The organism is Paenibacillus sp. V4I3 (assembly GCF_030817215.1).
Classification (GTDB): domain Bacteria; phylum Bacillota; class Bacilli; order Paenibacillales; family NBRC-103111; genus Paenibacillus_E.
Genome location: NZ_JAUSZA010000001.1, coordinates 4445014 through 4457171, shown reverse-complemented (window position 1 = coordinate 4457171; position 12158 = coordinate 4445014). Strand labels below are relative to the sequence as shown.

Sequence of the window (12158 nt, the reverse complement as noted above, 5' to 3'; positions counted from 1 at the left end):
CAGCATGCATATCGAAGTCAAAAACCTAAATAAACATTTCGGGCAGTTTCATGCCATCAAGGACGTTAATTTCAGCATTACAAAAGGTCATCTGGTAGGTTTGATCGGACCAAGCGGAGGTGGTAAAACGTCCATTCTTCGAATGTTGTCGGGATTAGAAAGCCCAACTTCTGGCGATATTTACTTCGACGGGAAACTAGCAACTCATCTTCCGGTTCAAGAAAGAGGAATTGGCTTCGTGTTTCAAAGCTATGCCCTTTTTAAGCATATGACCGTGTTTGAAAATGTAGCTTATGGCTTAAAGGTTCTGAAAAAGCCAAAGGATTTCATTCAAGATCGGGTTACTTACCTTCTAGGTTTGATGGGGCTTGCCGGTAGTGAGCGTAAGTACCCGCATCAGCTCTCTGGCGGTCAACGCCAACGGGTTGCCTTCGCAAGAGCATTAGCACCCGAACCTCAACTGCTCTTGCTTGATGAACCTTTTGCAGCCATTGATGCTAAAATTCGTAAAGAGCTGCGTGTTTGGCTCAGAAACCTCATCGATGAGTTTAAAGTAACAACCCTATTCGTCACTCATGATCAAGATGAAGCCATCGAGGTTGCGGACGAAATCATTCTTGTTCAAGGCGGAAAAATTGAGCAGCAAGGAAGTCCTTGGGAGATTTACACGAAGCCTGCTTCCTCTTTTGTGGCCTCGTTTATTGGAGAATCCAACATCATTTCGCAATATACCCCACTAATCGGGTTTCCTTACTTAGAAGAGTTACAGAAGGATGGTCAATGGCTTCCAGACGTTAACGTGATGATTCGACCAGAATCCATTGAAGTTCGCAACCGTGATGTTTCTCATCTCGCTACAGCTGGGGAAAAAGGGAAAGTAACACATGCTCATTTCCGTGGGGATTCCTGGTATTTGGAAATTGATACAGGGGCTATCAAGTTATTTGCTTACCAGTCTGTGAAGGAAAAGATTTACCAACCAGGAGATGAAGTAAATATCCTCATCCATCACATCTCCGTGTTTACGAAAACGGACAATAAGTTGATTGAGAATCAGGCTAAACAAGATCCGCTGCCTGTTTTTATATAAAAATTGTGTATACATTAGAAGGGGAGTTGTAACCATGAAAAATTTCAAAGCGCTTGGCTTAATCACAGCAACACTTTTCACAGCAAGTATCGCACTTACAGCTTGCGGTACTGGCACGAAATCCGCAAGTACACCTGCGGCATCAACAGCTGCTGCAACAACCGCGGCAAGCGCTTCTCCAAAGACTGAAGGAGGCAAAGTGACGATTACACTTGGAGCCTACTCGGTCGTCAAAGAATCCTTCGATCACATTATTCCAAAATTTAAAGATCAATGGAAAAAGAAGACAGGTCAAACTGTTGAATTCCAAGAATCCTATGTGGCTTCTGGTGCGCAAGCTACTGCCATTATCCAAGGTTTTGAAGCTGACATCGCTCCACTGTCTTTGGAAGGTGATATTCAAAAGATTGCTGAGAAGGGTTTAATTACGCACGATTGGAAAAACAATCCTTACAAAGGTAATATCACAGCTTCGATTGCGGCAATTGGTGTTCGTGAAGGCAATCCTAAAGGAATTAAAGACTGGGCTGATTTGACGAAACCGGGTGTTGAAGTTCTGATTCCTAATCCGAGCACTTCCGGCGGTGCCAAATGGGATATTAATGCCATCTACGGCGCAGGCTTGAAAGCTTCCGAAGCTGCAGGCAAAAAAGACCCAGCTGCAGCAAAAGATCTCGTGAGTAAAGTATACAAAAACATAAAAGTATTAGATAAAAGTGGAGCAGATTCCCTTACTACCTTCGATAAAGGTGTTGGTGATGCGATCGTAACTTATGAAAATGAGCTTCTGGCTCGTATCCAATCCGGTAAAAAGTATGTTGAAATCATCCCACAATACACAACATCAATCGAGAATCCAGTTGCCCTTATTGATAAATACGTAGATAAACATGGTAATCGTGAAGTAGCGCAAGCCTTCCTAGACTTCTTATATACACCTGAAGCACAAAAAGTATTCGCAGAAAAAGGCTTCCGTTCCGTTCTTCCTGAGGTTGCTAAGCAATACGAGAAAAACTATACTACGCCTGCCGGCTTATTCAACATTGAATACCTCGGCGGTTGGGATAAAGTGAACAAAGAGCTTTATGGCAAAGGCGCAATCTGGGAAACCATCCTTGCAGAAGGTGGAACCAAATAAGAACATAGGAAAAGCCCGGTGCGAATGCGAATTCGCTTCCGGGCTTTCTTTTTTTGTTAAACGTCGTTTGTGCGATCCTTATCTTCCGTCTCCATCAAGCAAATTACCAAGACCGCCTAGGATGCTTCCCTCTTCTTTCCTTCCTCCCGCTCTTGATGCTGAAGCCATACGGTCCGCCAGCCTGCTGAACGGCAAGGATTGGATCCAGACGCGCCCAGGTCCGCGTAACGTAGCGAAGAATAAGCCTTCGCCGCCGAATAACGCAGTTTTAACGCCTTTGACCATCTCAATGTCGTAATCTACTTCTTGTGTCATAGCCACGAGACAACCTGTATCCACGCGAATTACTTCTCCTGGACGAAGGACGCGTTCACAGATGGAGCCACCCGCATGCACAAAAGCCAAACCATCGCCTTCAATCTTCTGCAGGATAAAGCCCTCACCACCAAAGAAACCAGCCCCTAGCTTACGCTGAAAAGCAATACCTACCGAAACACCTTTCGCTGCGCAAAGGAAAGAATCTTTTTGACAAACTAGCTTTCCACCAAGTTCTTGTAAATCCATCGCTATGATTTTCCCAGGATACGGTGCAGCAAAATTAACCTGTTCTTTCCCGTGCGAGCTGTGATTCGTAAAAACAGTCATGAATAAGCTTTCACCCGTTAATAATCGTTTACCAGCTCCAAGCAGTTTGCCCATGAACCCTTTATTATCACTGCTACCGTCTCCAAAGACAGTCTCCATCTGGATGTTTTGATCCATCATCATCATACTTCCAGCTTCAGCTACGACACTTTCTCCCGGATCCAACTCGATTTCTACGTACTGCATTTCATTTCCTAAAATACGATAATCAATTTCATGTGCGTTCATTAAATTCTTACCTCCTATTTATTTTCCATAAGGACATTGACATATAAATTAAGCCATTTTAGATGTTATACGATGTATTTGAGGGTTGGTTTCAGGAAACCTCTTCACTTATAATTTTTCTTTATTAGTTCTACTGATTCTCTTAAAGATGTACTAGTCTTTACTTCAATCACAACGGACAAGTCATAATTTTTGGCAAAAAGAAGTCGATCATTAATCGGAACATTACCGCTGTATAAGGGCTGATGGTCAGATTTATCGTTGCAATCATGGAGATGCATATGCTTAATGCGATCAGTAAATTCCCGAAACACAACCTCTTCCTTAAAGTTAACTTTAGCATCATGTCCTACATCCCATGTGAGATAAAAGTTTTCGAACTTCCTTAGCATTTCAAGAGCCCTGCTGATGAATGGAATATGAAAGTTACATGTATTTTCAATCGACAAAACAACATCTAAAGAATCAGCAAGTTGATAGAGTTGAACATATGATTCATAGAGTAATTTATTAAATTCGGATTCGTATTGTTCATTAATCCACACTCTCTCATGGGGTAGTGTAAAGTAAATGCCATTATTTACATGCATATTCAGAGTTTGTATCCCTGCCCTACTAGCCCATTCAATTGTTTCTTTACATCTCTGTAAATGTCCCATTCTTATTGAAGGGTGAAACGATGATAAATCAATTTCTTCTGGTAAATGAACAGTAAATTCGATGCCATAGTCTTTCTTAATATGCCTTATTTCCTGATGACTTAAATTCTCAGGTAGACAAATCGGAAGATTCATATTTAGTTCAATGAAATCAAGACCTAATTCTTTACATAGGTCAACATTTTGTTCAATTGTTTTAAATTCTATTAAAGTTGGCATTCCTAATTGCAATTTGGACAACCTCCCTTTCCTTCGAACTGGCTAACGGGTGATCTTATTATGTAGTTCAATTATTGGTTTTGTGTAGCTCCACCTATAATCTGAGCTCTAAATGTGTACTTGTTATTACTGCTATATAAAAACTGTTCGATCTTAATATCAAAACCTGTTTCTTCTTAGTTTCTCTTATACATGCTTGCTCTGGTGTTTCATATTCTTCTATACCGCCTCCTGGGAAATTCCATACAATATCCCCTCTCTGAACATATTGTTTTACCATAAGTACTCTATTGTCTTGTATAATCAAAGCTTGTGAAATCAATTCCGATCACCCTTATACTCTTTGGTAACTTATTATCACAAATGTGATTGCTTTGTTATTTCTTGTACTATCACTTTAATGATCGTTTCAATAGGTAATAATCCATCAACGATGTAGTCCGAATTAGGTCTTACTGTACTTTATGACTTAAGGTGAGCTAACGTCTTGATTTAACTTGTCTGTAAACTAAAAGAATTAAAACGAGCACAAGTAGCAACCCACTAATAAACATATAAGCCCAAATGCTCCCTTCCTTTTCGTTCTCTATTGTAATATTATTTTTGACCTCTATTTCTTGACCTAATAAGCCTAGTTCACTCTTGGCACTCAGATATCCCAAATTTCCTGTGCAAAAATTAGTCTCTAATTCACCGTCATTTCCTAAGTATGAATAAACCAAATAAGATTCGTTACCCTTGAATTTGTATCCACACGACGCTCCGTCACCGTCATAACTATAAATTGAAATATTTTTAGTTATTTGTCCTTTCCAAGCTTTATTTACCTCAAAAGTATACTTCCTAAGTTTTCCTATATCACCGTTCTTAGTTCCACCAACTTCTATTACACGCCCTGTAAAAACGGCATCTGATCGTTCTAACTTTTCAGTAATGCTGCCACCTACACAACTACATGCATAGACTTCATTTTCTGTAAAGTTTATACAAGTAATGATTAGGAATACAAAAAGTGTTACCAACATTTTTCTCATTTTTGGCTCCTAGTCGTTAAAACTGCTAATCTTTGCTTTAGATTTATAATCTTTTTAAAAAAGCATGTATTATTGGTTTATCTGGAGGACTAATATTGTCAGGTATCTCTTCTAACGCAAAAAATCTAATTTCTGCTACTTCTGATTCATCTTGATTGATAACTCCATCAAACTCTTTACATATAAAAGCTGCCACTACGTTATAGACCTCATCACCGTGAGGATATTTGTAATACAGCTCTTGTCCTGAAAATACATCTAATAACTCAAGTTTCTTAGCTTGTAAGCCGGTTTCTTCAAATAACTCTCTTCTTGCTACCTGTTCCATTGTTTCCCCAGGCTCTAAGGATCCTCCTGGCAATCCCCACATGCCGTTATCAGTTCTTCTCTCAAATAAAATGGAGTTATTATGAATAACAACGACACAAGCACCGGCCATAATTAATGGCCTTGTTCCAACGATCTTTCTTAAATCCATAATGTAACCCATAGTTATATCACTCCTTTCTTCGACCGATATACAATAAATGAGAAGACACTCCTAATATGTGAGGATTCTCAGATTCTTTGTAAATCATATTCATTACTTCTTGAAATTCTTCTTCGCCACGAGAACGCCAATATTCAAATTGCTCTGACTTAAATGAACCCGCTATACTAGATGACCCAATCAATTTGAGGCTTTCAAATCCATGTGATTCCATGAAAGGATTAATGTCTTCTATTTTAAAATAATATGCCCCTGTGAATCTTCCTTCGTCCATATGATTAAATATGCCGGTTTCTAAAAATGAGTTTATATCCTCTATGTTATCATTCGGTTTCCAGTGTTGAGGGAATAATAAGGAAGTCGTTAGATGCCGTATTCTTGTCATAAATGCCACAAATACAATACCATCCCGCTTAGTAACTCGATGCAATTCTTGTACGGCAGAATCCCGATCCGCTGGCGTCTGTAAATGATATAAAGGTCCCAACATTAGAGAGGCATCAAATTGCTCATTATTGAAAATGTCTAAATTTCTTGCATCAGCAATATGAAAACCTTTGAAAAATTCCTCTAACTTCAATTCGACTGCCTTCTCACCAGCTATTTCCACTAATCTCGGGGTAAGATCCGTTAGTGTAACATCATAACCACATTTCGCTAATTCAACTGAGTATTTACCCGGTCCAGCCCCGTTATCTAAGATGTGCCCTTTCTGCGGTAGCAAACTCCTTATATGGTGCCAGTTAACTATAAATTCAATAGGTTCTCTATCAAGACGGCCCCATTCGTCAAATCTATTATAATAATTAATCACTTTATCCATGTATATCCTCTCCTTCATATGCTTTTAATAGACAGAGGAATTCTTTCATTCAAAAGAAATAAACCTCCTTTCTTTAATTCAATAAATCCCAAAATATCCCTCTATTTCATACGAAGAGCAAAACAAAAAAAGGGGCAGCACCCCATTGGAGTATCTGTCCGCTTTTACTGTCACATTGACTATGAATCTCGCAATAAAATTTTATAAAGTTTAATGATACTTATATGCATGCCTTCATGGTATAAATTAAAACTAAGAAACTGCTCAGGAGTTTCCAAGGTCATTCCGGCTGAAGTTGTGTAAGGTGGATCAATTTTCTCCTGAAATCGAAGACCAAGCACATCACGTATCCGCTCTTGCTGATCTTTCAGCAAGTTCTCCAACTCTTGTAAGGTAGGGACTGCAACGGAATTGAGCCTGTTTAAAGGTGTAGTACCATACTCAAACTGCTCCTTGAACCCATCTGGCAATCGAAGCGGAAGACCCAAATACTGAAATGCGAACCGTTCAAGCACGACATAAACGTGACCCAGCTGCCAACGGATATTATTTCGAAAGCCATCTGGGATTCGGTCGGCTGTTTCTTCGGTAACTCCATCCATCAATTTTAAGGTTTGGCCCCTCACAAAAGCCAGCTGTTTGAACAAATAGTGTTCTATCGTCCTCACTCCTTCAAATCATTGTTTATGGCATATTATACCATAATATCAAGCGATGGCTAAAGAAGTCGAAGTTATTTCCTCCTAGCATACAAAAAAGACAGTTCCTGTTAAGGAACCGCCCGACGTTTCAGAGGACATATGTACTTTCGATCAAAAAGACTACAAGTTTAAATTACGCTCTTCTTTGCGAAGCTTGCGCGCGGCAAATCGAGTTTCGGCTGTTTCGAACAGACGTTTTTCTTCATCCGTTTCAGGAATGATTTCCGGCACCGGACATGGTTGTCCATTATCATCTAGCGCCACGAAGGTTAGGTAGGCCGTCGCAGTACGCTTCTTTTCGCCTGTCAGAAGGTTCTCCGACTCGATTTTCACATAAACCTCCATCGAACTTCGATGCGTCCACGTAACAAAGGCCTCCAACTGAATAGCCTCTCCTAGTTTGACAGGGGCGAAGAAGTCTAAGCTATCGCTAGATGCTGTCACGACACCTCTGCGCGAGTGGCGCATAGAGGCAATCGTTGCTACCTTATCAATATATTGCATCACGCGGCCGCCAAACACGGTATTGTGATAATTCGTGTCTGCCGGCAAAATGATTTCTGTCAAAACGGTTCGGGAGAGTCTTGCTGGTTTAGCTTCCATTATGCTTGCCTCCTGATGATGACTTAACTTGGTTAACCTAATCTTATTCGTAGTTGAGTTTAAGCAATCCTGCCGCTTGCTTCGCAAGGCTTCGCGCTTCCTCTACCGAATCTGCACTGCTCAGTGCAACTGCCATGCGGCGTCCCACTTTCGTCTCCGGCTTACCAAAGACGCGAACCTGTGTATTGGGTACGGATAAAGCTTGCTCTAACCCGCTAATTGTATACTCTACCTGTTCACGATCCGCTTTAAGGGTATAGCTAGCACCTGGCGTCAAAAGACGAATACCTGTGATAGGCAGTCCCAGAATCGCTCTAGCATGCAGGGCGAACTCGCTCAAATCCTGTGTTGCCATCGTGACCATGCCTGTATCATGCGGTCGCGGTGAAACTTCACTGAAATAAACGCCTTCCTTGGTCAGGAACAGCTCAACCCCATAAAGACCAAAGCCTCCAAGTGCGTCCGTAATGGTTTTGGCCATGTGCTGGGCGTCTAAAATTTGCTGCTCCGTCATCGCATGAGGCTGCCATGATTCGATGTAATCTCCATCCTTTTGAATGTGTCCAATCGGCTCACAATACGTAGTACCTGAAACTGAACGAACAGTCAACAACGTAATTTCAGACTCAAAATGAATGAATTCTTCCACAATTACACGAGCGTTTTTCGCGCGGCCGCCTTCCATGGCGATGTTCCACGATTGTTCCACTTGCTCAGGTGTGCGGCATACACTTTGACCTTTACCCGAGGAGCTCATGATCGGCTTAATAACACAAGGTGTACCAATCTCCGCAACAGCAGCATGTAGTTCTTCTAGGCTATTTGCAAAAGCATACTTCGCTGTCCGCAGCTCTAGTGTTTCTGAAGCAAGGCGACGAATCCCCTCGCGGTCCATCGTCAAACGGGAAGCTGTAGCTGTAGGAATGACACGGTAGCCCTCCTTCTCAAGCTCAACAAGAACAGGCGTAGCGATAGCTTCAATTTCAGGTACGATAAGATCCGGACGTTCTTGCTCAATCAAAGCTCTAAGCTGCTCCCCATCGAGCATATTAATGACATGACTGCGATGTGCTACTTGCATAGCTGGCGCATTCGCGTAACGGTCAACAGCGATTGTTTCAATCCCTAGGCGCTGCGCTTCGATAACAACTTCTTTCCCAAGTTCTCCGGATCCAAGCAGCATAATTTTCTTGGCTTTGTTCGATAATGGTGCTCCGTACATGAAATGAAATCCCCCTTATGTTATGTCGAAATAAGCTAATAATTGGTTGACATGTATGTAAGTAAAGAAAAAGATAATGGCGATAAGCAGGGCAATTCCTCCGCAATGAAGATAAAAATACCCTGATCTATTGTAAAGGATTTCGACATTAAAAGATAGATTTGAGCAGAAGTTTGCGCAAAATGGGCACCAACTGTTCGGCGAGCTCCTCCACATTGGGGACAACAATGCTGCTGCGCCCATACATGTTGCGCATTGCAATCCGCTCCGTTTCATGAACAGCGCCACTGGCCAGAAATACGCTGATGACCTCAATACCTTGACGCCGAGCGTGCAGCACGGCTTCATAGGTGTCGAGGATACCGACATCATTGTAATTGGCTGCCGAAGGCTCGCCATCCGAGAACACCAAGAGGATGCGCTGCCGTTCTGTGCGCCGCAGCAGCCGCTCCGTCATGCGGCGAATCGCGAAGCCGTCGCGGTTATCTTGCTGCGGCTCGAGCTGCAGCAGAGCCGCGCCGCTTCCGGACGCTAAGGAGGAGCCGAAGTCGACCGCAACCTGGAACAGGTTCGGCGCTTCCTGCTCCGTGACGCGATCCGCGTCCTCCCAGAATCCCACGATTTCGTGCGGGATTCGTAAGGATCGGAGGGTCTCGTGGAAGAGCACGAGACCGAGCTTGGTTTCGTCCATTTTGTCATACATGGACGCCGAGCAGTCGACGAGCAGCGCGAACGCCGCGTCGAGCCGGGGTACGGGTGCGCGCTTCTTATAAAAGAGGCGCGGCATCTCTTGCGTCACGGCTCGCGTCAGCCGCTTGTCGAGCCGCCCGAACAACCGATCGCCATCCGGGGCGATCCGCTTCTGCTCCAGCGTGCGCCGAATGGCACGCTGCAAAGGCTTCGCGAGCGGCGCTGCGCGCTCGCTCAGGCGCCTGTACCCGGCCTCCTGCGCAGCAGTCGGCCGTTCAGGCGCCAGCCACGTCGCCGTCGCATACGCGGCGACAGCGCCCTCCCCGTGCCCCGCGGCGGCGGGCACGGCAGCACCCTCGCGCCGCTCGCCGGAGGCGGCGCCAGTGCGCTTGGCGCGCACCGAGCGCCCTTGGGCGATGGCGAGCGCCTCATCGGCTGCGTCGCCCTCGCGAGGCGCAGACCCCTGCGCGGCTGTGCGCGAGCCGCGCTCCAGCTCGAACCGCAGCAGCCCCGGGCTGCGGTCGCTGCTCTCGCGGTGCCAGGTCGGCATGCGCTCCTGGCCCGGCAGTTGACGCTCCCCCTCTTGCTCGGGGAGCACATCACCACCCGCGAGCCGCTTCGCACGCTTCAGCTCGCCCTTATACCCCGCAGGCAGCGGCTCCGCCACTCCGCTGCCCGGCTGCATCCAGAAATATGCGGCTGTCGCATCTCTGTCTAGCCAATAAGACAGCGAGTCCATCATCGCCTCGCAGCAAGCTGCAACCTCGGCCGTATGTGCGGCTTCCTCAATCTGCTCCAAAATCGGATACAGCTGAGCTAACCGGCCAGAGAGTCCAGCACCAGCCCCCTCCAACCCTGCATGCCATTCCGCACCAGTAAACCACCCATACACCAATAAAAGAACAGCGTCTGCCAACTCGCCTTTGCTCAAGTGTGTGCGCAGCTTATGCTGAAAATAGACCCTAAATATGCGATGCCGATGTGCAAAGACGCGGGCAGTCCCCGGCCTGCGAGCTCGACAAATACGTTCTAACCTCATATCCTCACATAGAGCAAAGAGTGAATTAGCCAGCTTCGGTAGACTCGTACTTTGGCAAAAGTGTAGATATGACTTAACCGCATCTGCCCCTGTGAACCAAGCACTACCGATACCGCGCAGGTAAACATCACTCTTCATACCTGCCGTTTTATCAACCGGAGGATAATCCCACCAAAACTGACTCACCGTTATACGAGCGGAAGCTTCCTCGTAGTCAGCATGGAACGCCGCTTCCACCTCAAGTTCTTTGCGCTTGGTGAACATCCGGGCCAAATCTACAAGCTGCATTTGCAGCATCGCATCGATTTTATCCTCTAATAAGCTTAGCTTTCCTACAAACATAGGCTCAGAATAACGTCTCGGCCGTATTGATCACGGCTGCACGCTCCCTTTCATCCTCCAATTTATCAGCAATAGCCCGCGCAATTGCCCGCATGGGAGGAATATAAGCCGTTAAATCGCAAGCATCCAGTAAGGCTCGAATCGATCCTGCTTCATCGGGCAGCTGCCCCATTTCTATAAGGGATAGTAAATCCGCAGATAATTGTACGAATGTTCTTAACTGCTTTTCATCCCGTAAAACCGATTTACTCTTTAGCAATTGAAACAGTGTCTCTCCTTGCAAATAGGGGACATCAATCGTTACAAAACGATTTTTCAAGGCTTCATTGAGCGGTACTGTACCAATATAGCCTTCGTTAATTGCTGCAATAACTCGAAAGTCCGGATGTGCTGTAATGACGTCCCCTGTAAAAGGGTTCGTAATCGATCTACGATGATCCAGAACACCGTTTATCAAAGGTAAAGTTTCCGGCTTGGCCATATTTATTTCGTCAATGTATAGAAAATGTCCCTTTGTCATGGCTTTCATGATCGGACCGGGAATGAAGGCTATTTGAGTACGACCCTGTTCATCGTGCGTTAACGTTTTGAATCCAAGCAAGGCTTCAGCATCGAGATCGGTCGAACAGTTTACGGCATGCATGGGCTGATCAAAGAACGATGAAACATGTTCAGCCAGCTTCGTCTTACCCGACCCTGTTGGACCCTTCAACAAGACATTTTTGCCCAAATACAGAGCAATCAGGGCATCCGTTAAAATGTCTTTACTAGGGGCTTCGAAAGCTGCTGTTCCAATGAGTTTACGATCTTCTGCAGTATGTTCTGTCTGTCTTTGCTGCTTATTCTGCTCTATATGCTCACGCATTTCTTGTGGTAAAGTGTCTGTCATCATGACTTTGATGGTCCTTTCCTGATCCCTTTGTCCTCTTACTATTTATCAGGAAAGCTTAGATTGTCAAGCTTTTCAGGGCAGCCACGGTTCATCAATAATCGAGTGAGAATAAAAAGCCATCGATTCGCCGCATTTCGGACAACTCGGTTTGGAAGGAATATCATTATAATACAGCGCCAAACCGTATGCGGTTTCAAAGTTAATCGCTTGGATCACATCATCCTTATGAACATAATCACACTCTCGCGAACTACAATAAGCACGGACCTTATACCGATTACTCATTCTTTCTTACAGACATACCTAGCACTATAAATACAGCTTCTGGTATCATCGTCGAGCT

Annotated in this window: 13 protein-coding genes; 2 read left to right on the top strand and 11 right to left on the bottom strand. The window is 44.5% G+C overall.

Going from position 1 to position 12158, the window contains the following annotated elements; genetic code table 11:
• The first annotated feature begins 4 nt into the window (after window positions 1–4).
• Both QFZ77_RS20360 and QFZ77_RS20355 read left to right on the top strand, forming a co-directional pair.
• The gene (locus QFZ77_RS20360) at window positions 5–1090 is read left to right on the top strand and encodes an ABC transporter ATP-binding protein (RefSeq protein WP_307442196.1); all 1086 of its coding nucleotides are present in this window, start codon (window positions 5–7) and stop codon (window positions 1088–1090) included.
• A gap of 34 nt (window positions 1091–1124) precedes the next feature.
• Window positions 1125–2228, top strand: coding sequence for a sulfate ABC transporter substrate-binding protein (locus QFZ77_RS20355; RefSeq protein ID WP_307442195.1), 1104 nt, complete (start codon window positions 1125–1127; stop codon window positions 2226–2228).
• Window positions 2229–2306: 78 nt separating this feature from the next.
• Here QFZ77_RS20355 and QFZ77_RS20350 read toward each other — a convergent pair whose 3' ends face one another.
• The 11 genes from QFZ77_RS20350 to QFZ77_RS20300 form a co-directional block, all read right to left on the bottom strand.
• Window positions 2307–3101, bottom strand: a complete 795-nt coding sequence (locus tag QFZ77_RS20350; protein ID WP_307442193.1) for a TIGR00266 family protein — start codon at window positions 3099–3101, stop codon at window positions 2307–2309.
• Between the two features lie 104 nt (window positions 3102–3205).
• Window positions 3206–3991, bottom strand: a complete 786-nt coding sequence (locus QFZ77_RS20345; protein WP_307442192.1) for a sugar phosphate isomerase/epimerase family protein — start codon at window positions 3989–3991, stop codon at window positions 3206–3208.
• An 82-nt stretch (window positions 3992–4073) separates the two neighbouring features.
• On the bottom strand, window positions 4074–4259 hold the full coding sequence (locus tag QFZ77_RS20340) for an NUDIX hydrolase (RefSeq protein WP_307449681.1): 186 nt from the start codon (window positions 4257–4259) through the stop codon (window positions 4074–4076).
• Window positions 4260–4458: 199 nt separating this feature from the next.
• A complete protein-coding gene (locus tag QFZ77_RS20335) occupies window positions 4459–5013 on the bottom strand; it encodes a hypothetical protein (protein ID WP_307442190.1) in 555 nt (184 codons plus the stop codon).
• Between the two features lie 43 nt (window positions 5014–5056).
• Complete coding sequence (locus QFZ77_RS20330) at window positions 5057–5503, bottom strand: NUDIX hydrolase (RefSeq protein WP_307442189.1); 447 nt, start codon at window positions 5501–5503, stop codon at window positions 5057–5059.
• Between the two features lie 7 nt (window positions 5504–5510).
• Window positions 5511–6326 carry a class I SAM-dependent methyltransferase gene (locus QFZ77_RS20325; RefSeq protein WP_307442187.1) on the bottom strand — a complete coding sequence of 272 codons (816 nt, stop codon included), beginning with the start codon at window positions 6324–6326 and terminating at the stop codon, window positions 5511–5513.
• A gap of 179 nt (window positions 6327–6505) precedes the next feature.
• A complete protein-coding gene (locus tag QFZ77_RS20320) occupies window positions 6506–6952 on the bottom strand; it encodes a DinB family protein (protein ID WP_307449677.1) in 447 nt (148 codons plus the stop codon).
• Window positions 6953–7147: 195 nt separating this feature from the next.
• On the bottom strand, window positions 7148–7630 hold the full coding sequence (locus QFZ77_RS20315; protein WP_307442185.1) for an acyl-CoA thioesterase: 483 nt from the start codon (window positions 7628–7630) through the stop codon (window positions 7148–7150).
• A 43-nt stretch (window positions 7631–7673) separates the two neighbouring features.
• Window positions 7674–8852: a formate-dependent phosphoribosylglycinamide formyltransferase gene (purT, locus tag QFZ77_RS20310; RefSeq protein ID WP_307442183.1), complete on the bottom strand. Its 1179-nt coding sequence runs from the start codon at window positions 8850–8852 to the stop codon at window positions 7674–7676.
• A 148-nt stretch (window positions 8853–9000) separates the two neighbouring features.
• The gene (locus tag QFZ77_RS20305) at window positions 9001–10878 is read right to left on the bottom strand and encodes a nitric oxide reductase activation protein NorD (protein ID WP_307442182.1); all 1878 of its coding nucleotides are present in this window, start codon (window positions 10876–10878) and stop codon (window positions 9001–9003) included.
• Window positions 10879–10927: 49 nt separating this feature from the next.
• Entirely contained in the window at window positions 10928–11815 is an 888-nt protein-coding gene (locus tag QFZ77_RS20300; protein WP_373462626.1) for an ATP-binding protein, read from the bottom strand.
• Window positions 11816–12158: the final 343 nt, after the last annotated feature.